This window comes from Serratia sp. FGI94 (assembly GCF_000330865.1).
Lineage (GTDB): Bacteria > Pseudomonadota > Gammaproteobacteria > Enterobacterales > Enterobacteriaceae > Serratia_B > Serratia_B rubidaea.
This window is the reverse complement of sequence record NC_020064.1, coordinates 3,219,621-3,241,795: the sequence shown is the minus strand read 5'-3', so window position 1 is coordinate 3,241,795 and position 22,175 is coordinate 3,219,621. Positions and strand designations below refer to the sequence as shown.

Sequence of the window (22,175 nt, the reverse complement as noted above, 5' to 3'; positions counted from 1 at the left end):
GTTGCCGGAATAACTGCTCATATAATTATTGTTAATGACTTTTAGTGAATTTGGTCGTGATGGTTATGTTCCCGGCCAATCGCTGTGACTTGTGAGCCAACTATGTCGACAAGTGTTTTTAACCGCCGCTGGGCGGCGTTGTTGCTGGAGGCGGTGTCCCGCCACGGCGTACGGCATGTGTGTATTGCGCCCGGCTCGCGTTCAACGCCGCTGACGTTAGCGGCGGCCGCCAACCCCGCCTTTATCTGCCATACCCATTTTGATGAACGCGGACTGGGCCACCTGGCGCTCGGTCTGGCGAAGGCAGGGCGCGAGCCGGTGGCGGTGATCGTTACCTCCGGCACCGCGGCCGCCAACCTGTATCCGGCGCTGATTGAAGCCGGGCTGACGGGGGAGCGGCTGGTGTTTTTCACCGCCGACCGGCCGCCGGAGCTGATTGACTGCGGCGCCAATCAGGCGATCCGTCAGCGCGGCCTGTATGCGTCCCATCCGGCGAGCAGCATCGACCTGCCGCGGCCGACGCCGGATATTCCCGCCCGCTGGCTGGTTTCCACCGTCGACGATGCGATGGCGCGGCTGTCGCACGGCGCATTACACATCAACTGCCCGTTTGCCGAACCGCTGTATGGCGGCGATGAGCGCGAGTATGCCGACTGGTCCGCCGCGCTGGGCGACTGGTGGACGGGAAACCGGCCGTGGCTGCGCGAGACGACGGCGCAGCAGACGCAGCAGGCGCAGCCGGACTGGTTTTTCTGGCGGCAAAAGCGCGGCGTCGTGGTGGCCGGACGCATCGACGCCGAAGAGGGCGAACAGCTGGCGCAGTGGGCGGCGACGCTGGGCTGGCCGCTGATTGGCGACGTGCTGTCGCAGACCGGTCAGCCGCTGCCGTGCGCCGATCTGTGGCTGGCGCAGCCGCAGGCGCGTCGCCTGCTGGACAATGCGCAGCTGGTGATTCAGTTCGGCGGCAGCCTGACCGGCAAACGCCTGCTGCAGTGGCAGGCGAACTGCCAGCCGGAGGAGTACTGGCTGGTTGACGACCTGCCGGGGCGGCTCGATCCGGCGCAGCATCGCGGCCGGCGTATTTCTGCGACGGCCGGCGACTGGCTGGCGCTGCATCCGGCGCAGCCGCGCGCGCCCTGGGCCGCCGAGCTGCCGGCGTTGGCGCACGATGCATTCGAGACGGTGGCGGCTGAAGTACGCCACGACTTCGGCGAAGCGCAGCTGGCGCATCGCCTGCCGGAGCTGCTGCCGGAGAACGGGCAGCTGTTTTTGGGCAACAGCCTGGTGGTGCGGCTGGTTGACGCGCTGGCGCAGCTGCCCGCCGGCTATCCGGTGTTCAGCAACCGCGGCGCCAGCGGCATCGACGGCCTGATTTCCACCGCCGCCGGGGTGCAGCGCGCCGGCGGCAAACCTACGCTGGCGCTGGTGGGGGATTTATCCGCGCTGTATGACCTGAATTCTCTGGCGCTGCTGCGGCACTGTTCGGCGCCGACGCTGCTTGTCGTGGTGAATAACAACGGCGGACAGATTTTTTCCCTGCTGCCGACGCCGGAAGAAGAAAGGGAACGCTTTTACTGTATGCCGCAGGCGGTAGAGTTCCGTCATGCTGCCGCTATGTTCCAGCTGGCGTATGCGCAGGTTAGCGACTGGGAATCATTGCAACAGGCGGTTGAGTGCGGCTGGCGTCACCGCGGCGCAACGCTGATCGAGCTGCAGGTTACGTCAGCCGCGGGGGCGGAAACCTTACGCCGCCTGCTGGCGCAGATGGCGGCGCGCTGATGCTGGCCGCGCGCGTACTGCAACGGGGCGAGCGCCAGCGCCCGTGGCTGGTTTGGCTGCATGGCCTGCTGGGCAACAATAATGAGTGGCGGGTGATCGCCGCCCGCTGCGCACAATGGCCGTCGCTGGCGATCGATCTGCCGGGGCACGGCGAGTCGGCCGGCCAGCGCTGCCGCAGTTTTGCCGACGTCAGCCGGCAGGTCGGCGCCACGCTGCGCCAGCATCAGATTGAGCGTTACTGGCTGGTGGGCTATTCGCTGGGAGGGCGCATCGCCATGTATCACGCCTGCTACGGCGACACGGCCGGTTTGCAGGGGCTGGTGGTTGAAGGCGGCAACCCGGGGCTGACCAGCGATGAACTGCGCCGTCAGCGCTGCGAGCACGATGCCCGCTGGGCGGCGCGGCTGCGCGCCGAACCGCTGCCGCAGGTGCTGGCGGACTGGTACCGGCAGCCGGTGTTTCACGAACTGAGTGCGCCTCACCGCGAGGCGCTGATTGAAGCGCGCTCGCACAATGACGGCCCGGCGGTGGCCGCCATGCTGGAGGCCACCTCGCTGGGGCGTCAGCCTTGGCTGGCACCGCAGCTGCGGCAGTTACCGCTGCCGAAGCTGGTGCTGTGCGGCGCCGAAGACGCCAAATTTCAAGCGCTGACGCGCGCGGCCGGCTTGCCGCTGCGCATCATCGAGCAGGCTGGACACAATGCGCATCTGGCCAATCCGCGCGCGTTTGCCGCGCAGCTGAATGATTTTCTTGTTAATCCCGCTTAAAGGAATCGAACATGCTTTATCCGAATGAAGAACACCTGTATGCCGCCATCGACTGGCAGGACTGCAGCGGCGATTTCAGCGATATCCTGTATCACAAGTCGCATGATGGCATCGCGAAGATCACCATTAACCGCCCGCAGGTGCGCAACGCGTTCCGTCCGCAGACGGTAAAAGAGATGATTGAGGCGCTCGCCAATGCGCGCTACGACGACGGCATCGGCGCGATTATCCTCACCGGCGCGGGCGATAAGGCGTTCTGCTCCGGCGGCGATCAGAAGGTGCGCGGCGACTACGGCGGCTACCAGGATGACAGCGGCGTACACCACCTGAACGTGCTCGATTTCCAGCGCCAGATCCGCACCTGCCCGAAACCGGTGGTGGCGATGGTAGCCGGCTATTCGATCGGCGGCGGCCACGTGTTGCATATGATGTGCGACCTGACCATTGCGGCGGACAACGCGATTTTCGGCCAGACCGGCCCGAAAGTCGGCTCCTTCGACGGCGGCTGGGGCGCTTCTTATATGGCGCGTATTGTCGGCCAGAAAAAGGCGCGCGAAATCTGGTTCCTGTGCCGTCAGTATGATGCCCAGGCGGCGCTGGATATGGGGCTGGTGAATACCGTGGTGCCGCTGGCGCAGCTGGAGCGGGAGACCGTGCGCTGGTGCCGCGAGATGCTGCAGAACAGCCCGATGGCGCTGCGCTGTCTGAAGGCGGCGCTGAATGCCGACTGTGACGGTCAGGCCGGTCTGCAGGAGCTGGCGGGCAATGCCACCATGCTGTTCTATATGACCGACGAAGGTCAGGAAGGGCGTAATGCGTTCAACGAGAAACGCCAGCCTGACTTCAGCAAATTCAAGCGTAACCCGTAATGGCGGCCGCGAAGCGTAGTGCCGTCGTGTATCGCTATCGTCTGCCGATGGAGGCGGGCATTGTGCTGCGTCACCAGCGGCTGAAAACGCGCGACGGGCTGCTGGTGCATCTGCAGCAGGGCGAGTGCAGCGGCTGGGGCGAAGTTGCACCGCTGCCGGCGTTCAGCCATGAATCGCTGGAGCAGGCGCAGCAGGCGTTGCTGAGCTGGCTGCCGGGCTGGCTGGACGGCGGTTTGCCGGCCGAGAGCGCGCTGCCGTCGGTAGCGTTTGGCGTCAGCTGCGCGCTGGCGGAGTGCGAGCAGCAGCTGCCGGCGGCGGCTGATTATCGCAAGGCGCCGCTGTGCACCGGCGACCCCGATGCGCTGTTTGCCGAACTGGCGGCGCTACCGGGCGACAAGATCGCCAAGGTGAAGGTCGGATTGTATGAGGCGGTGCGCGACGGCATGGTGGTCAATATGCTGTTGGAGGCGCTGCCGGATTTGCGCCTGCGGCTGGATGCCAACCGCAGCTGGACGCCGGCGCGGGCCGCCGGCTTCGCCAAATACGTCAACCCGGCGTGGCGTCAGCGCATCGCGTTTATTGAAGAGCCCTGCAAAACCCGCGACGAGTCGCGCGCGTTTGCTCGGGAGAGCGGCATCGCCATCGCCTGGGATGAAAGCGTGCGCGAGGCGGATTTTGTGGTGCAGGCCGAGGCGGGCGTGGCGGCGATTGTGATTAAACCGACGCTGACCGGCAGCCTGAGCCGCTGCCGCTTGCTGATTGAGCAGGCGCAGCAGGCCGGGCTGACGGCGGTGATCAGCTCCAGCCTGGAATCCAGCCTGGGGTTGACCCAGTTGGCGCGGATGGCGCACTGGCTGACGCCGGATACCGTGCCGGGGTTGGATACCCTGGGGCTGATGCAGGCGCAGCTGCTGCGTCGCTGGCCGGACAGCGCGCTGCCGCTGCTGGAGGTTGAGGCGCTGGAGTGCGTATGGCGCAGCTGAACGACTGGCCGTGGCGTTACTGGGCGCGGCGGCGGCCGGTGGACACCGCGCTGACGGTAGACCGGCAGACGGTCAGCTGGCGGCAGTTGCGACAGCGGGTTGATGCGCTGGCGGCCGGCTTCCAGCGTCAGGGCGTGACGCCGGGCTGCGGCGTGGCGCTGTGCGGCAACAATAATTATCCGCTGCTGCTGGCCTACCTGGCGCTGCTGCAGTGCGGCGCGCGGCTGTTGCTGCTTAACCCGGCGCTGCCGGCGCAGACGCTGGCGGCGCTGCTGCCGGCGCTGGATATGCGGTTTGCCGTGGCGCCGGACGGGGCACCGGCGGGGCTCGGCGGCGTACCGCTGCTGGACGTCGATGCGGCGGGTAGCGCCGAAGCGTGCGACAGCGGTTGGCAGCCCGGGCGGCTGGCGACGCTGACGCTGACCTCCGGCTCCAGCGGCCTGCCCAAGGCGGCGGGGCACAGCTGCGCCGGACATCTGGCCAGCGCGGAAGGGGTGTTGCAGCTGATGACGTTTCAACCCGGCGACAGCTGGCTGCTGTCGCTGCCGCTGTATCATGTCTCCGGGCAGAGCATCGTCTGGCGCTGGCTGGCGGCGGGGGCGCAGCTGGCGGTACGCGCTGGCATGCCGCTGGCGCAGGCGCTGGCGGGCTGCAGCCACGCGTCGCTGGTGCCGACGCAGCTGTGGCGTTTGCTCAGTCAGCCGCAGGCATCATTAACGCTGAAAGACGTGCTGCTGGGCGGCGCGATGATCCCGCTGTCCCTGACGGAGCAGGCGGAGGCCCGCGGCATCCGCTGCTGGTGCGGCTACGGCCTGACCGAATTTGCCTCGACGGTGTGCGCCAAGCGCGCCGATGGGCTGCCGGGCGTCGGTATGCCGCTGGCGGGACGGGAAATCCGCCTGGTGGATGAGGAGGTGTGGATCCGTGCGGCGAGCATGGCGCTGGGCTACTGGCGCGATGGCCGGCTGTGGCCGATCGGCGATGCGCAGGGCTGGTTCCACAGCCGCGATCGCGGCGTGATGGCGCAGGGTGAACTGCGCATTATCGGCCGGCTGGATAATCTGTTTTTCAGCGGCGGCGAAGGCGTGCAGCCGGAAGACGTGGAGCGGGTGCTGGCGGCGCATCCGCAGATCTCGCAGGTGTTTGTGGTGCCGGTGGATGACGCCGAATTCGGCCAGCGTCCGGCGGCGGTGATTGAAGGGGACGGCGAGCTGTCGCTGGATGCGCTGCTGCAGTGGGCGCAGGGGCGGCTGGCGAATTTCCAGCGTCCCGTGGCGCTGTGGCATTTGCCGGAGCAGTTAAAAGGCGGCGGCATCAAGATTGCGCGCCGGCAGGTGCAGGAGTGGGCCGGCCGGCAGTGGCGGGCGGCGGATCGATAAGGGGCCGATATTCACGGCCCCCGTTGGCGCTGGTTTTAGTTAAGGCCCAGCGCCTTGGCGACGCCGGCGCCGTAGTCCGGATGGACGCGGGTGAACAGCGCCACCTGACGGCGCTGGATTGCCTCAGGCACCTGCGACAGCTCACCGGCGATGCGGGTGAACATCCGCTGATGCTCTTCAGCGCTTAACAACTCAAACAGCGCGCGCGGCTGGCTGTAGTAGTCGTCGTCTTCACGGTGGTTCCAGTGGTCGGCCGCGCCCTCAATGCTCAACGGCGGTTCGCTGAAGTCCGGCTGTTCCTGATACAGGCCAAAGCTGTTCGGCTCATAGGTTGCGCCGTTGCCGCTGTTGCCGTCCACGCGCATTGCGCCGTCGCGGTGGTAGTTATGGAACGGACATTTGGCGCCGTTGACCGGGATCTGGTGATGATTGACGCCCAGGCGGTAGCGGTGCGCGTCGCCGTAAGAGAACAGGCGGCCCTGCAGCATTTTATCCGGCGAGAAGCCGATGCCGGGCACCACGTTGGCCGGGTTCATCGCCACCTGCTCAACCTCGGAGAAATAGTTGTCCGGGTTGCGGTTCAGCTCGAAGAAGCCGACGTCGATCAGCGGGTAGTCGGCGTGCGGCCACACCTTGGTCAGATCGAAAGGGTTGTACGGCGTCTGCGACGCCTCGTGCTCCGGCATGATCTGCACCTGCAGTTTCCAGCGTGGGAAATCGCCGCGTTCGATCGCCTCGAACAGATCGCGCTGCGAGCTTTCGCGATCTTTGGCGATGATCGCCTCGGCCTGATCGTCCATCAGGTTTTCAATGCCCTGTTCGCAGCGGAAGTGGAACTTCACCCAGAAGCGCTGATTGTCGGCGTTGATCAGGCTGAAGGTATGGCTGCCGAAGCCGTGTATATGGCGGTAGGATTTGGGCAGCCCGCGGTCGCTGAAGTCGATGGTCAGCTGGTGCAGCGATTCCGGCAGGTGAGAGAAAAAGTCCCACTTGTAAACCGGGTTGCGCAGGTTGGTGCGCGGATCGCGCTTGACCACGTGGTTGAGATCCGGGAATTTGAGCGGATCGCGCAGGTAAAATACCGGCGTATCGTTGCCCACCAGATCCCAGTTGCCCTCTTCGGTGTAGAACTTCATGGCAAAGCCGCGGATGTCGCGCTCTGCGTCGGCCGCGCCGCGCTCGCCGGCCACGGTGGAGAAGCGCACGAACATCTCGGTCTGTTTGCCGATCTCAGAGAAAATTTTGGCGCGGGTGTACTGAGTGATGTCGTGGGTGACGGTAAAGGTGCCGTAAGCGCCGGAACCTTTGGCGTGCATACGGCGCTCCGGGATCACCTCCCGGTCGAAGTGGGCGAGTTTCTCCAGAAACCAGACGTCCTGCAGCAGCATCGGACCGCGTTTGCCGGCGGTGATGACATTATTATTATCCACAACCGGCGCGCCGGCCGCGGTGGTTAATCCTTTCTTGCTCATCCTGTGCTCCTTGATATGGCAGTTAACTGTGATAGCGCATACTCGGGTGACTCAGCATTACCTGCGGGGCGTGTCGCCGCCGCGCATCGGTAAAAGCACTATTATTTGTAGACCTATTAATCCGCTGCGGCAAATAGGTCTGAGTTATTGTTGTCGGTAACAGTGAGAATTTTCCTGTCGGCGGACAAAAATTTACATTCGTTTGATTGGAAAAGGTTTTTCTCAGGCAGGCTGCGCTGATAGGCTGTTGCGCTTCGGTATAGAGAGTTCGCGTTACGATGGCCCGTTCAGGCATCGCATATCAGGCGAACCGTTCAACGCAATAAGGGAAAGCACATGAAGAAAAGTTTAGTGGCATGCGCAGCAGGCCTGCTGCTGGTCAGCGGAACGGCGAGCGCCATCGGCGTGTCCGCCGAAGCCGGGCGCCATTACACCAACCTGGGCGTCGGCCTCGGCAGTAACAGCGCCGGGTTCGGCCTGAACGGCAACTGGGCGCGCAGCGATCATGACGGCAACGTCGGCAGCCTGGGGCTGACCTTCAGCCTGCCGGCCGGCCCGCTGAGCGCCACCGTCGGCGGCAAGGCGCTGTATCTGAGCCCGAAAGAGGGTAAGGACGGCGGGGCACTGGCGCTGGGCGGCGGTCTGGAGTGGACCATCAACCGCTACTTCAGCCTGCATGGCGAAGGCTACTTTGCGCCGGATGCCTTCACCAGCGGCGTGAAGTCGTACAGCGAAGCCAGCGGCGGCCTGCGTTGGAACGTTCTGCGTCCGCTGAGCGTGGATGTCGGCTATCGCTATATGAAGATGGAAGGGAAAGACGGCCACCGCGACAACACGCTGGCCGACGGGCCGTATATCGGTGTCGGTTTGAGTTTCTGATCCGACGTCAGCGCAATAACAACGGGGGCCGCCAGGCCCCCGTTGTTATTTCCTGCTTAGCCCACCGCCGGCAGCAGCCCGCCGGCAATGCTTAACTGAATGGCAATCACCGCGATACCGCAGACAAACACCAGCGCCAGCGCCGGCGTTCCTCCCCACACGCGATACGCCGTCTGATGCTGGCGACGGGTTTTCCACACCAGCAGCGAAGGCAGCAGCAGCGCCAGCACCGCCAGCGCAATGGCGGCAAAGCCCAGCGCCAGCACGAAGCCGCGCGGATAGAACAGCGCAAAGGCCAGCGGCGGCAGGAAGGTGATCAGGCCGGTCTGCAGACGTCCCGCGGCGTTGTCCTTGCGTTTGCACAGATCGGCCAGGAAATCGAACAGGCCCAGTGACACACCGAGGAAAGAGGTTGCCAGCGCCAGGTCGGCGAACAGGTGCACCGTCAGTTCGACGTGCGGCGAGGCCACCACGTCGCGCATCGCCTGCAGCAGCCCGTTTAAGCCTGCCTGCTGCGCCAGAATGCCGATAAAGGTGTCTGAATTGATGGTGCCGAGCGTCGCCAGCTGCCAGAAGATGTAGGCCACCAACGGAATCGCGCTGCCGATGATAAAAATCCAGCGCAGTTTACGAATGTTGCCGCCCATGTAGTTGACGATGCTTGGCACGCTGCCGTGGAAGCCAAAGGAGGTGAAGATCACCGGAATGGCCGACAGCGCCAGGCCCTGTTCCAGCGGCAACGTCATCAGATTGGTTTGATGAATATTCGGCAGCATCAGGCCGAGCATCACGATCAAAAACACCACTTTGGCGCTGAACAGCAGGCGGTTGAACATATCCACCGAATGCGTGCCGATACACACCACGCCGCCGGCAATCAGGGTAAACAGCAGTACGCCCAGCGCATTGGACATATGGCTATTGGTCCACTGGCTGATGCTGGCCGCCAGCAACTCGCCGGCGCCGCTGATATAGGCGGCGGTCAGGGCATACATCAAAAACATCATGCTGAAACTGGTGAGCCACTGCCCGCCGCCACCCAGGTAGCGCTTCGCCAGGGTGCCGAGGCCGGTATCGGCCTGTTCATGCTGGTAGACCTCCACCAGCAGCAGGGCGGTGTAACACATCAACAACCACAGCCCGATCAGTAAACTCAGGGTTACGCCAAAGCCGACGCCGGCCGCCGCCAGCGGCATCGCCAGCATTCCGGCGCCGATAGAGGTGCCGGCTACGATAAAAACACTGCCAAGAGTGCGATTCTTCACGTTTTTCTCTGTGGTTGATGAGTTTGAAAAAATTATAGGTAACGATTTGCGTGAGCGGCAGGATAGTTGAAGGCGCAAAATATGTCAAACAGGCGTTACATTGCTTGTAAACTAATAATTACACCGACGCGGACGGTACGGTTATTCAGAAAATTGCTTAGCGTGATAAGAAACGATTTATAGATAGTGAAAAGTTATTTACAGGCTTCTATAGTGGAATGACCAGAAAATGTGGGAGAGATCAATGTTAAGGGTTGAGATGCTCAGCACCGGCGACGAAGTGTTGCATGGGCAAATTATTGATACCAATGCGGCCTGGCTGGCTGACTATCTGTTCCAGCAGGGGATCCCGATGAGCGGGCGTGAAACGGTGGGGGACAGCCTCGCCTCGCTGATTGAAACGTTGCAGGCGCGCAGCCAGATTGCGGATATCCTGATCGTCAACGGCGGTCTGGGGCCAACCAGCGACGACCTCAGCGCGCTGGCGGCGGCGCAGGCCTCCGGCGTTGAGCTGGTGGAGCAGACGGCGTGGATCGCCCGTATGGAAGCCTACTTCGCCGAACGCGGCCGGCCGATGGCCGCCTCCAACCGCAAACAGGCGCAGATCCCGGCTAACGCCGAGCTTATCGATAACCGCGTCGGCACCGCCTGCGGTTTTATGCTGCGGCTGAATAAATGCCTGATGTTCTTCACGCCCGGCGTTCCCTCCGAGTTTAAGACCATGGTTACGGAGCAGATCGTGCCGCGTCTGCGCCAGCATTTTGCGCTGTCCGCGCCGCCACTGTGTCTGCGGCTGACCACCTTTGGCTGTTCGGAAAGCGATTTGGCCGCCGAGCTGGACGGCATGCCGCTGCCGGAAGGCGTGGTGCTGGGCTACCGCTCCTCCAGCCCGATTATTGAGCTGAAGCTGACCGGCCCGCAGGCGCAGCGGGAGGCGATGGAGAGCACCTGGCAGCGGGTGCGGCAGGTTGCCGGCGACAATACGATTTTTGAGGGCACGGCGGGGCTGCCGGCGGTGTTGGCGCAGCGGCTGCAGCAGCAGGGATTGAAGCTGGCGCTCAGCGAGCAGTTCAGCGCCGGCCTGATCAACCTGCAGCTGCAAAGCGCGGACGCGCCGCTGGCCGGGGGCGAGCTGCTGCCGTCGCACTGCCTGGAAACGCTGGAGACGGTGATCGCACGCGCGCAGTCGCTGGCGCAGCTGGCGGGCGCACAGCTGGCGCTGGCGGTCAGTGCGATGCAGGATGAGCAGGTCAGTATTGCGCTGCATACGCCGCGCGGCAGCGTCGGACAGACGGTGCGCTATCGCGCCTCACGCCATGGGTTGCGCCTGCGGCAGGAGTCGGTAGCGATGCTGGCGTTGGATATGCTGCGTCGCTGGCTGGCCGGCGGGCAGGTATGCGGTAAAAACGGCTGGCTGGAGATGGTGGAGATCATCGAATAGCAAAGCGTTGATGCTGATGATATATCCCTTATTAATCATAAAATTATAGGGGATATTCGTTGCGGGACAATGCTGTTATTCTGCTTGCGGGTGCTTGAGTCTGTTCGTCTTGAGCATGGTGTGGCAGGGCGGATAAATGAAAGCCCCAGACTGACTCTAAATCAGAATGGGGCTGCTCATACCGCCTAGACACCGGTATGGTAGCCCCTTCACCGCAAGGAGGCAAGCAGTGCATAAAAAATATGCGCTACACCTGTTAGTTGTTGTATGTATTACGGTTTTAATATTCTTTGGAATGATAAAAGGTTCGCTCTGCGAGCTGAAGATTGACCAGGGGAATATTACTATCCATATGACGCTGGCATGTGATGTGAAGCGGTAATCATAGTGCGGGATAACGTGATACGGCGAAAGGCGGACAAGGCCGTCGCGGCGTTTCGCCAAGGTTGCTGCAGGGCAGCAACCGGGTTATCCCGCCTATTTCCGGCATCCGGGCGTTGGTTCAGGCACCCTTTTACAATTCCAGTTCGATATCCGCCTGCGGCATACAGCAGCAGGGCAGGATCTCGCCGTCATTGATAAACGCCAGCGGCTGCTGGCGATAGACCACCTGGCCCTTCACCAGCTTGAGCCGGCAGGCGCCGCAATAGCCGGAGCGGCACTGATATTCCACCTGCACGTCGTGCAGCTCCAGCACGTCGAGCAGGCTGTTTTTATCCGCCGGACAGCGTAGCTGCGTGCCGGAGGCCCGCAGCGTGACGGTTGGCGTCGCCATCTTACAGCTCGAAATCGCTCAGGTCGTCGGCGTTGACCTCGGAATCGATCTGGCCGACCAGGTAGGAGCTGACTTCCACTTCCTGCGGCGCCACCTGTACGTTGTCGGACACCAGCCAGGCGTTGATCCACGGAATCGGGTTGGAGCGGGTTTCGAACGGCGCGCCCAGCCCGACGGCCTGCATGCGGATGTTGGTGATGTATTCCACGTACTGGCACAGAATATCTTTGTTCAGGCCGATCATCGAGCCGCCGCTGAACAGGTATTCGGCCCACTCTTTTTCCTGCTGCGCCGCCAGGACGAACAGGTCATAGCACTGCTGCTGGCATTCAACGGCGATCTCGGCCATTTCCGGGTCGTCGGCGCCGGAGCGCATCAGGTTCAGCATATGCTGGGTGCCGGTCAGGTGCAGCGCTTCGTCACGGGCGATCAACTTGATGATTTTGGCGTTGCCTTCCATCAGTTCGCGCTCGGCAAAGGCGAATGAGCAGGCGAAGCTGACGTAGAAGCGGATCGCCTCCAGCGCGTTGACGCTCATCAGGCACAGGTACAGCTGCTTTTTCAGCGCGCGCAGATTGACGGTGACGGTTTTGCCGTTCACCTGATGCTCGCCTTCTCCCAGCAGATGGTAATAGCCGGTCATCGCGATCAGATCGTCATAGTAGGACGAAATGTCTTTCGCGCGCTTTTTGATCTCTTCGTTGGTGACGATATCGTCAAACACCAGCGCAGGATCGTTAACGATATTGCGGATGATGTGGGTGTAGGAGCGGGAGTGAATGGTCTCGGAGAAGGACCAGGTTTCCACCCAGGTTTCCAGCTCGGGGATCGAAATCAGCGGCAGCAGGGCGACGTTTGGGCTGCGGCCTTGAATGGAGTCTAGCAGCGTCTGGTACTTCAGGTTGCTGATGAAGATATGTTTCTCGTGTTCCGGCAGGGCCTGATAGTCGATGCGATCGCGGGAAACGTCCACTTCTTCCGGACGCCAGAAGAAGGACAGCTGTTTTTCGATCAGTTTTTCAAAAATTTCATATTTTTGCTGGTCGAAGCGCGCGACGTTGACCGACTGGCCAAAGAACATCGGTTCGAGCAGTTGATCGTTTTTTTTCTGAGAAAAAGTGGTGTAAGCCATGAGCCTGAATCCTTTGATACCACACAGATAGAGGCCGGATTGCTCCGGCCCCTACGTGCTGACTATGTAGGGGCCGAACGCCCGGCCCTCAGCGTTAATTAAATCTTGCAGGCGCCGCTTTCGCAGTCGTTGTCGCCGCCTTTGGCCGGCAGAATATCTTCCTGAACGTCTTCGGCACCGTCACGGGTGTTTTGATAATACAGCGTCTTCACACCGAACTTGTAGGTGGTGAGCAGGTCTTTGAGCAGCTGCTTCATCGGCACCTTGCCGCCGGTAAAGCGGGTTGGGTCGTAGTTGGTGTTGGCAGAAATCGACTGGTCGATAAACTTCTGCATCAGGCCGACCAGCTGCAGATAGCCGTCGTTGCTCGGCATGTCCCACAGCAGCTCGTAGGCGTCTTTCAGACGCTCGTACTCCGGCACCACCTGGCGCAGAATGCCGTCTTTCGACGCTTTGATGCTGATATGGCCGCGCGGCGGTTCAATGCCGTTGGTGGCGTTGGAAATCTGCGAGGAGGTTTCCGACGGCATCAGCGCAGACAGCGTGGAGTTGCGCAGGCCGGTTTCCTGAATCTCTTTACGCAGCGTTTCCCAGTCGTAGTGCAGCGGCTCCTGGCAGATGACATCCAGATCTTTCTTGTAGGTGTCGATCGGCAGAATGCCCTGCGCATAGGTGGTTTCGTTGAACCACGGGCAGGCGCCTTGCTCCTGCGCCAGACGGTTGGAGGCTTTCAGCAGGTAGTACTGGATGGCTTCAAAGGTCTTGTGCGTCAGGTTGTTGGCGCTGCCGTCGGAGTAACGCACGCCGTGTTTCGCCAGGTAGTAGGCGAAGTTGATTACGCCGATACCCAGGGTGCGACGACCCATCGCGCCGCGGTGGGCTGCGGTGATTGGGTAGTCCTGGTAGTCCAGCAGCGCATCCAGCGCGCGCACCGCCAGGGTTGCCAGCTCTTCCAGCTCATCGAGGTTCTCAATGGCGCCGAGGTTGAAGGCGGACAGCGTACACAGCGCGATTTCGCCGTTTTCGTCGTTGACGTCTTCCAGCGGCTTGGTCGGCAGGGCGATTTCCAGGCACAGGTTGGACTGACGCACCGGTGCGATCTGCGGATCAAACGGGCTGTGGGTGTTGCAGTGGTCAACGTTCTGAATATAGATACGGCCGGTAGAGGCGCGTTCCTGCATCATCAGCGAGAACAGCTCAACCGCTTTCACGCGTTTCTGACGGATGCTGCTGTCCTGCTCGTATTTGGTGTACAGGCGTTCAAACTCGTCCTGATCGGCGAAGAACGCATCGTACAGGCCCGGCACGTCGGACGGGCTGAACAGGGTGATGTCGCCGCCCTTGATCAGGCGCTGGTACATCAGGCGGTTCAGCTGTACGCCGTAGTCCATATGACGCACGCGGTTGCCTTCAACGCCGCGGTTGTTCTTCAGCACCAGCAGGCTTTCGACTTCCAGGTGCCACATCGGGTAGAACAGCGTCGCTGCACCGCCGCGTACGCCGCCCTGAGAGCAGGACTTCACTGCGGTCTGGAAGTGTTTGTAGAACGGGATACAGCCGGTATGGAACGCTTCACCGCCGCGGATCGGGCTGCCCAGCGCACGGATGCGGCCGGCGTTGATGCCGATGCCGGCGCGTTGGGAAACGTATTTCACAATGGCGCTGGAGGTGGCGTTGATGGAATCCAGGCTGTCGCCGCACTCGATCAGCACGCAAGAGCTGAACTGGCGGGTAGGGGTGCGCACGCCGGACATAATCGGCGTAGGCAGAGAAATCTTGAAGGTGGAAATCGCGTCGTAGAAGCGTTTGACGTAGTCCAGACGGGTTTCACGCGGGTAGTTGGAGAACAGGCACGCGGCCACCAAAATATACAAGAACTGCGCGCTCTCGTAGATTTCGCCGCTGACGCGGTTCTGCACCAGGTATTTCCCTTCCAGCTGCTTCACCGCCGCGTAAGAGAAATTCATGTCGCGCCAGTGATCGATAAAGTCGTTCATCTGCTCGAACTCTTCGACGCTGTAGTCTTCCAGCAGATGCTTATCGTATTTACCCATTTCAACCATGCGCACCACGTGCTCGTGCAGCTTCGGCGGCTCAAACTGGCCGTAAGCCTTTTTACGCAGGTGGAAGATCGCCAGGCGCGCGGCCAGGTATTGGTAATCCGGCGCGTCGCGCGAGATCAGATCGGCGGCCGCCTTGATGATGGTTTCATGGATATCGGCGGTTTTGATGCCGTCATAAAACTGGATGTGTGAACGCAACTCTACTTGAGACACCGAGACGTTGTGTAAACCTTCCGCGGCCCAGTCGATGACCCGGTGGATTTTGTCGAGGTTGATGCGCTCTTTACGCCCATCGCGTTTAGTTACAAGTAGACTTTGGTTCATTTTTACCTGTCCGTGTGATTCCCCTAATGCAGAAGTGTAGTCGCTCTGCTCAGTATGTAAACACTATATATAGGGGGTGTTTATTAATGGGGTAACAAGATAGTGAGAAAGTTGGGGGTTTGCAAGTGAACAAAATGGCCCGATTTTGTGGATAACTTGGGGGTGAAATGTGAGGTTGCGTTGCCAGTGCGCGCCGTATCTGGCCCGAAGGATTGTCAATAAGCGCGATAAGATTTTCCTCTGATTTACAAAAATTTGATCGATTGCCGATTTCTTAAACGTTAGATAAAAACGGCATATTGATCGAACTTAATATGATTAAAAACAGTTTATATAGCGTTTTCAGTACCAAAGCGGAAAAACTGCAACATTGCAGGCGCGGCGCTTGACACGCCGGACGTTATCAGACCACGTCCGGCGCGGGATGACGGCGCTCAGCCGGCGTGCTGGGTATGAACCATATAGTTCACGTCAACGTTGCGGCCCAGCTTGAAATGGTCGGTGATCGGGTTGTAATGCAGGCCGATCATGTGTTTTTCCCGCAGCGGCGTGCTATCCACCCAGCGGATAAGCTCGGAAGGGCGGATAAACTTCTTATGGTCGTGCGTGCCCTGCGGCACCATCTTCAGAATATATTCGGCGCCGACCACCGCCATCAGCCAGGCTTTGGTGTTGCGGTTAATGGTGGAGAAGAAGACGTGGCCGCCCGGTTTGACCAGCTGCGCGCAGGCGCGCACCACCGAGGCCGGGTCCGGCACGTGCTCCAGCATCTCCATACAGGTGACGACGTCGTAGTGCTGCGGATGGGCTTCGGCATGGCTTTCCACCGTTTCCTGGATGTAGTTGACGGTGACGCCGCTCTCCAGGGCGTGCAGCCGCGCCACCTGCAGCGGTTCCGCGCCCATATCCAGGCCGGTGACCTGCGCGCCTTCACGCGCCATGCTTTCGGCCAGAATGCCGCCGCCGCAGCCGACGTCGAGCACTTGCTTGTCAAAGATGCCGTCGGCGCGCTGCATAATGTAGTTCAGGCGCAGCGGGTTGATGCGGTGCAACGGTTTGAATTCACCTTCCAGATCCCACCAGCGTGAGGCGACGGCTTCGAATTTGGCGATTTCCTGATGGTCGACGTTGGCGGCGCGGCCGGATGATTCAGCATTCATGGGCGTGTTGGGCTCCTTGTTCTCTTTGCGGCGGATTATACATGTTCTGCCGCCTCACTGTCGCCGTCGGCGCATTTTTGCCGACAAAGGCGGGTATATTTTTCCCGTAAAGCGCGCTTTGTGATATAGTTTTACACCTTTGGCACTATGCCAGGGCAGATGAATCATTCAGTATGAGGGATAGCAGCTCCATGAGCGACCTTGCCAGAGAAATCACACCGGTAAACATCGAAGAAGAGCTGAAAAGCTCGTATCTGGATTATGCGATGTCCGTTATTGTCGGACGTGCGCTGCCGGATGTTCGCGATGGGTTAAAACCGGTGCACCGCCGCGTGCTGTACGCGATGAATGTACTGGGTAACGACTGGAATAAACCCTATAAAAAATCCGCCCGTGTCGTCGGCGACGTGATCGGTAAATACCACCCGCACGGTGACAGCGCGGTCTACGACACGATAGTGCGTATGGCCCAGCCGTTCTCACTGCGCTATATGCTGGTGGACGGTCAGGGCAACTTCGGTTCCGTCGACGGCGACTCCGCCGCGGCGATGCGTTATACCGAAGTGCGCATGTCGAAAATCGCGCACGAACTGCTGGCGGATCTGGAAAAAGAAACCGTCGATTTCGTGCCGAACTATGACGGCAGCGAGCAGATGCCGGCGGTGATGCCGACCAAGATCCCCAACCTGCTGATCAACGGCTCCTCCGGTATCGCCGTAGGTATGGCGACCAATATTCCGCCGCACAACCTGTCTGAAGTGATCAACGGCTGTCTGGCCTATATTGATGATGAAAACATCAGCATCGAAGGGCTGATGGAACATATCCCGGGGCCGGACTTCCCGACCGCGGCGATTATCAACGGCCGCCGCGGCATTGAAGAAGCCTACCGCACCGGCCGCGGCAAGATGTATATCCGCGCCCGCGCCGAAGTGGAAGCGGACGCCAAAACCGGCCGCGAAACCATTATCGTTCATGAGATCCCGTATCAGGTGAACAAGGCGCGGCTGATCGAAAAGATCGCCGAGCTGGTGAAAGACAAACGCGTGGAAGGCATCAGCGCGCTGCGCGACGAGTCTGATAAAGAAGGCATGCGCATCGTGATCGAAGTGCGCCGCGACGCCGTCGGGGAAGTGGTGCTGAACCACCTTTACGCGCAGACGCAGATGCAGGTGACCTTCGGCATCAACATGGTGGCGCTGCATCAGGGGCAGCCGAAGCTGCTGAACCTGAAAGACATTCTGGAAGCCTTTGTGCGTCACCGCCGTGAAGTGGTGACCCGCCGTACCATTTTCGAGCTGCGCAAAGCGCGCGAGCGCGCCCATATCCTGGAAGCGCTGGCGGTGGCACTGGCCAACATCGATCCGATTATCGAGCTGATCCGTCAGGCGCCGACGCCGGCGGAAGCGAAGGCCGGACTGGTGGCGAAGCCTTGGGAACTGGGCAACGTGGCCTCCATGCTGGAGCGCGCCGGCGACGACGCCGCGCGTCCTGAGTGGCTGGAGCCGGAGTTCGGCATCCGCGACGGTAAATACTACCTGACCGAACAGCAGGCTCAGGCGATCCTGGACCTGCGTCTGCAGAAGCTGACCGGCCTGGAACACGAAAAACTGCTGGACGAATATAAAGAGCTGCTCAACGTCATCGCCGAGCTGATCTTTATTCTGGAAAGCCCGGAACGTCTGATGGAAGTGATCCGTGAAGAGCTGGTGGCGATCCGCGATCAGTTCGGCGACGAACGCCGTACGGAGATCACCGCCAACTCTTCCGATATCAATATCGAAGACCTGATCAATCAGGAAGACGTCGTGGTCACCCTGTCGCACCAGGGGTACGTCAAGTATCAGCCGCTGAGCGACTATGAAGCCCAGCGCCGCGGCGGCAAGGGCAAGTCCGCCGCGCGGATTAAAGAAGAAGACTTTATCGACCGTCTGCTGGTGGCCAACACCCATGACACCATTCTGTGCTTCTCCAGCCGCGGCCGTCTGTACTGGATGAAGGTCTACCAGCTGCCGGAAGCGAGCCGTGGTGCGCGCGGGCGTCCAATCGTCAACCTGTTGCCGCTGGAAGCCAACGAGCGTATCACCGCGATTCTGCCGGTGCGCGAGTATGAAGAAGGGCGTCACGTGTTTATGGCGACCGCCAGCGGCACCGTGAAGAAAACGGCGCTGACCGAGTTCAGCCGTCCGCGCAGCGCCGGCATCATTGCGGTTAACCTCAATGAAGGCGATGAGCTGATCGGCGTCGATCTGACCGACGGCAGCAACGAAGTGATGCTGTTCTCCGCCAACGGTAAAGTGGTGCGCTTCCCGGAATCTCAGGTACGCTCCATGGGCCGTACCGCCACCGGCGTACGCGGCATCAACCTGGGCGAAGGCGACAGCGTGGTGTCCCTGATTGTGCCGCGCGGCGAAGGCGATATCCTGACCGTCACGCAAAACGGTTACGGCAAACGCACCGCGGTCACCGAGTATCCGACCAAGTCGCGCGCGACCCTGGGGGTTATCTCCATCAAGGTCAGCGAACGTAACGGACAGGTTGTCGGTGCGGTGCAGGTGGAAACCACCGACCAGATCATGATGATCACCGATGCCGGCACGCTGGTGCGTACCCGCGTCGCGGAGGTCAGCGTGGTGGGCCGTAATACCCAGGGCGTGACGCTGATCCGTACTGCGGAAGACGAAAATGTCGTCGGCCTGCAGCGCGTAGCCGAGCCGGTTGAAGATGAAGAGCTGGACAGTCTTGAACCTGGCGAAGTGCCGGAAGAAGACGCAGCGCCGCTGGATGACGGCGACGACGGCGAAAACGCCTGATCCGCAGGGGATTCCCCGTCGGCGAAAGTGATGAAAACAGGGCCTGGCAGCGATGCTAGGCCCTTTTTCAGATATATGGTTTAATTGTGTCAGATTTCCCGGCGATAACCCGCGCGCAAGGCGTGCGTTACCCTCTCACTTTTGTATGGTATCCGATTGAAATACTTGGCCTCTTTCCGTACCACGCTCAAAATTTCCCGCTACATGTTCCGGGTGCTGGCCGTGTTGCTGTGGGCGTTGGGCGCGCTGCTGAGCACGTTCTATATTCTGAATATCCTGCACGATAAAGAGTCCGAACTGCGGCAGGAATATAACCTGAACTTCGACCAGGCACAGGGCTATATCCACCATTCGGCGGATATCATTCGCGATATCAAATATATGGCGGAAAACCGGCTGAACGGTTCGGTCAGCAGTCTGGATATTCTGGGCGGCATTTTCCCGGGCAAAAGCGCGCCGCCGGAGTTTTTCCCGCTGTACCCGGAGTCAAACTGCTCGCTGAACACCAACTACCGCAGCTCCCTCGACTCACTCAGCAGCCTGATCCAGTATTGGAAAGAGAACTTTGTTGCGGCCTACGACCTGAACCGGGTGTTCTTTATCGGCGGCGACAGCCTGTGCATGGCGGAGTTCGGCAAGGGCAATGACGTGGCGGACCGGGAAAATACCCTGAAATCGCTACATGAGCGCATTCTGACCTACCGCAACGCTAAGAATCAGGATAAAGACAGCAACCTTTATTGGATAAGCCCCAGCCAGCAGCGGCCGGACGTGGGGTATCTGTACGTGCTGGCGCCGATTTATATCGGCAATAAGCTGGAAGCCTTGCTGGGCATTGAGCAGACCATCCGGCTGGAGGACTTCGTCACGCCGGGCACGCTGCCGGTCGGCGTCACCCTGCTGGATGAAAACGATCGGCCGGTACTGCGGCTGACCGACGGCGAGCGCTACGCATCGGCGCTGAGCAGCTACCCCGAAGAGCACGCCTATTTTGGCTACGTGGACAGCTATCATGATTTGATCATGAAAAAAGCGCTGCCGCCGTCGTCACTCAGCATCGTCTATTCGCTGCCGGTCAAGAGCGTGGTTGAACGCTTTAAGATGCTGATTCTCAACGCGGTGCTGCTGAACCTGCTGTCGGCCATCGTGCTGTTCACCCTGGCCTGGCTGTTTGAACGCAAAATGTTCCTGCCGGCGGAGGAGAATGCCTTCCGGCTGGAGGAGCATGAGCAGTTTAACCGCAAGATTGTCGCGTCGGCGCCGGTGGGCATCTGTATCCTGCGCATCAGCGACGGCACCAATATCCTCAGTAACGAACTGGCGCACAACTATATCAACATGCTGACGCATGAGGATCGCGACCGCATTACGCGCATTATCTGCGAACAGCAGGTGAATTTTGTCGATGTGATGACCAGCGACAACAACAATCTGCAGATCAGCTTCGTGCACTCCCGCTATCGCAACGAGGACGTGGCGATCTGCGTGCTGGTGGACGTCAGCGCGCGTGTGAAGATGGAGGAGTCGCTGCAGGAGATGGCGGCGGCGGCGGAGCAGGCCAGCCAGTCGAAGTCCATGTTCCTGGCGACGGTCAGCCACGAGCTGCGTACGCCGCTGTACGGCATTATTGGCAACCTTGACCTGCTGCAGACCAAGGCGCTGCCGGAAGGCGTCGACCGGCTGGTCAACGCGATGAACAACTCATCCAGCCTGCTGCTGAAAATCATCAGCGATATTCTGGACTTCTCGAAAATCGAGTCCGAACAGCTGAAGATTGAGCCGCGCGAGTTTTCCTGCCTGGAGGTGATTACCCATATTGCCGGTAACTATCTGCCGCTGGTGGTGAAAAAGCGTCTGGGACTGTACTGTTTTATTGAGCCGAGCGTGCCGGAGCGTATTTCCGGCGACCCGGTGCGGCTGCAGCAGGTGCTGTCGAACCTGTTGAATAACGCCATCAAGTTTACCGATACCGGCTGTATTATTTTGCAGGTCTGCGCGCAGGACAATTACCTGACCTTCAGCGTGCGCGATACCGGCGTGGGGATCCCGGAGAAAGAGGTAACCCGGCTGTTTGACCCGTTCTTCCAGGTGGGGACCGGTGTCCAGCGTCACTTCCAGGGCACCGGGTTGGGGCTGGCGATCTGTGAGAAGCTGATCAACATGATGGACGGCGATATCGCCGTAGAGTCCGAGCCGGGGCTGGGCAGCATGTTCTCTGTCCGCCTGCCGCTGCTTAACGCGCAATATCCGGCGCCGCAGCCGAGTGACGCCTGGCAGGGCAGAACGCTGTGGCTGGATGTACGCAACCAGCGGCTGGAGCAGTATCTGCTGGCGCTGCTGGATGCGCGTGGCGCGACGGTCGTGCGCTATGAAGGTCAGGCCACCACGTCTGCCGATGTGCTGCTCAGCGATTACGATCTGCAGCTCAATACGCCGCTGCTGGCGCAAATTTATTTCTCGATTGAGCATATCGGTCCGTCACAGGAGCTGCATCCGGGCTATTGGCGACACAGCACCTCGACGCCGCGTGAGACTATCGGCCTGCTCAACCGGCTGTTTGGCCTTGAGGCAGGCAATGCCAAAACGCTGATGCCGCTGCCGTCGCCGAGTAAAACCAGCGGCGTCGACAATGGCGATATCCGCCTGCTGGTGGTTGACGACCATCCGATTAACCGCCGGTTGCTGTCCGACCAGCTGACGTCGCTGGGGTATCGGGTGGTCACCGCCAATGACGGCGTTGATGCGCTGGGAGTGCTGAACCATGAGTGCGTGGACATCGTGCTGACCGACGTGAATATGCCGAATATGGACGGCTACCGCCTGACCCAGCGGCTGCGCGAACTGAACTTCACCTCGCCGGTGATTGGCGTGACGGCCAATGCGCTGGCGGAAGAGAAGCAGCGCTGTATCGAGGCCGGCATGGATAACTGTCTGTCCAAGCCGGTAACGCTGGAAACGCTGGCGGAGACGCTGGCGATTTATTCCGCCATCGTGCGCAAGCAGAATCAGGATACGGCGCGGGAAGACGCGGAGTAGGACAGGACGGCAGGGATAAAAAAACGGGGCCATTCAGG

At 60.7% G+C, this 22,175-nt stretch carries 16 protein-coding genes; 10 read left to right on the top strand and 6 right to left on the bottom strand.

The genetic code is table 11. From position 1 onward, the window contains the following. Window positions 1-102 precede the first annotated feature (102 nt). From menD to menE, 5 genes are read left to right on the top strand one after another with little or no spacing between them, the layout of a single operon-like run. Complete coding sequence (menD, locus tag D781_RS14770) at window positions 103-1,779, top strand: 2-succinyl-5-enolpyruvyl-6-hydroxy-3-cyclohexene-1-carboxylic-acid synthase (protein WP_015673139.1); 1,677 nt, start codon at window positions 103-105, stop codon at window positions 1,777-1,779. Then, window positions 1,779-2,546: a 2-succinyl-6-hydroxy-2,4-cyclohexadiene-1-carboxylate synthase gene (gene menH, locus D781_RS14765; RefSeq protein WP_015673138.1), complete on the top strand. Its 768-nt coding sequence runs from the start codon at window positions 1,779-1,781 to the stop codon at window positions 2,544-2,546. Before menD ends, menH begins: the two co-directional genes overlap by 1 nt. Window positions 2,547-2,557: 11 nt before the next feature. Next, window positions 2,558-3,415 carry a 1,4-dihydroxy-2-naphthoyl-CoA synthase gene (menB, locus tag D781_RS14760; RefSeq protein WP_015673137.1) on the top strand — a complete coding sequence of 286 codons (858 nt, stop codon included), beginning with the start codon at window positions 2,558-2,560 and terminating at the stop codon, window positions 3,413-3,415. After that, on the top strand, window positions 3,415-4,398 hold the full coding sequence (gene menC, locus D781_RS14755) for an o-succinylbenzoate synthase (protein WP_015673136.1): 984 nt from the start codon (window positions 3,415-3,417) through the stop codon (window positions 4,396-4,398). The genes menB and menC overlap by 1 nt, the downstream gene beginning before the upstream one ends. After that, window positions 4,386-5,777: an o-succinylbenzoate--CoA ligase gene (gene menE, locus D781_RS14750; protein WP_015673135.1), complete on the top strand. Its 1,392-nt coding sequence runs from the start codon at window positions 4,386-4,388 to the stop codon at window positions 5,775-5,777. Before menC ends, menE begins: the two co-directional genes overlap by 13 nt. A gap of 35 nt (window positions 5,778-5,812) precedes the next feature. On the opposite strand, the gene katA is transcribed toward menE, so the two are convergent. Beyond that, window positions 5,813-7,249 carry a catalase KatA gene (gene katA, locus D781_RS14745; RefSeq protein ID WP_015673134.1) on the bottom strand — a complete coding sequence of 479 codons (1,437 nt, stop codon included), beginning with the start codon at window positions 7,247-7,249 and terminating at the stop codon, window positions 5,813-5,815. Between the two features lie 336 nt (window positions 7,250-7,585). Between katA and D781_RS14740 the strand changes: the two genes are divergently transcribed. Next, a complete protein-coding gene (locus D781_RS14740; protein WP_015673133.1) occupies window positions 7,586-8,128 on the top strand; it encodes a YfaZ family outer membrane protein in 543 nt (180 codons plus the stop codon). 56 nt (window positions 8,129-8,184) lie between these two features. Here the strand turns inward: D781_RS14740 and tyrP are convergent, their stop codons facing one another. Beyond that, the gene (gene tyrP / locus D781_RS14735; protein ID WP_015673132.1) at window positions 8,185-9,393 is read right to left on the bottom strand and encodes a tyrosine transporter TyrP; all 1,209 of its coding nucleotides are present in this window, start codon (window positions 9,391-9,393) and stop codon (window positions 8,185-8,187) included. Between the two features lie 244 nt (window positions 9,394-9,637). Here tyrP and D781_RS14730 point away from each other — a divergent pair, with 244 nt between their 5' ends. Next, entirely contained in the window at window positions 9,638-10,834 is a 1,197-nt protein-coding gene (locus D781_RS14730; protein WP_015673131.1) for a nicotinamide mononucleotide deamidase-related protein YfaY, read from the top strand. A gap of 166 nt (window positions 10,835-11,000) precedes the next feature. Further along, window positions 11,001-11,216: a Hok/Gef family protein gene (locus D781_RS24295; RefSeq protein WP_015673130.1), complete on the top strand. Its 216-nt coding sequence runs from the start codon at window positions 11,001-11,003 to the stop codon at window positions 11,214-11,216. A gap of 132 nt (window positions 11,217-11,348) precedes the next feature. Here D781_RS24295 and yfaE read toward each other — a convergent pair whose 3' ends face one another. The 4 genes from yfaE to ubiG all read right to left on the bottom strand — a co-directional run bounded on the left by yfaE (window position 11,349) and on the right by ubiG (window position 16,288). Further along, complete coding sequence (gene yfaE, locus D781_RS14725; protein ID WP_015673129.1) at window positions 11,349-11,609, bottom strand: class I ribonucleotide reductase maintenance protein YfaE; 261 nt, start codon at window positions 11,607-11,609, stop codon at window positions 11,349-11,351. A 1-nt stretch (window position 11,610) separates the two neighbouring features. Continuing rightward, window positions 11,611-12,741 carry a class Ia ribonucleoside-diphosphate reductase subunit beta gene (nrdB, locus tag D781_RS14720; RefSeq protein WP_015673128.1) on the bottom strand — a complete coding sequence of 377 codons (1,131 nt, stop codon included), beginning with the start codon at window positions 12,739-12,741 and terminating at the stop codon, window positions 11,611-11,613. A 98-nt stretch (window positions 12,742-12,839) separates the two neighbouring features. Next, window positions 12,840-15,128 (bottom strand): class 1a ribonucleoside-diphosphate reductase subunit alpha, encoded by a 2,289-nt coding sequence (nrdA, locus tag D781_RS14715; protein ID WP_015673127.1) that lies wholly within the window; start codon window positions 15,126-15,128, stop codon window positions 12,840-12,842. 434 nt (window positions 15,129-15,562) lie between these two features. Continuing rightward, window positions 15,563-16,288 carry a bifunctional 2-polyprenyl-6-hydroxyphenol methylase/3-demethylubiquinol 3-O-methyltransferase UbiG gene (gene ubiG / locus D781_RS14710; RefSeq protein WP_015673126.1) on the bottom strand — a complete coding sequence of 242 codons (726 nt, stop codon included), beginning with the start codon at window positions 16,286-16,288 and terminating at the stop codon, window positions 15,563-15,565. Between the two features lie 191 nt (window positions 16,289-16,479). On the opposite strand from ubiG, the gene gyrA reads away from it, so the two are divergent. Beyond that, window positions 16,480-19,101 carry a DNA topoisomerase (ATP-hydrolyzing) subunit A gene (gene gyrA / locus D781_RS14705; RefSeq protein WP_015673125.1) on the top strand — a complete coding sequence of 874 codons (2,622 nt, stop codon included), beginning with the start codon at window positions 16,480-16,482 and terminating at the stop codon, window positions 19,099-19,101. Between the two features lie 156 nt (window positions 19,102-19,257). After that, on the top strand, window positions 19,258-22,137 hold the full coding sequence (rcsC, locus tag D781_RS14700; protein ID WP_041411836.1) for a two-component system sensor histidine kinase RcsC: 2,880 nt from the start codon (window positions 19,258-19,260) through the stop codon (window positions 22,135-22,137). Window positions 22,138-22,175: the final 38 nt, after the last annotated feature.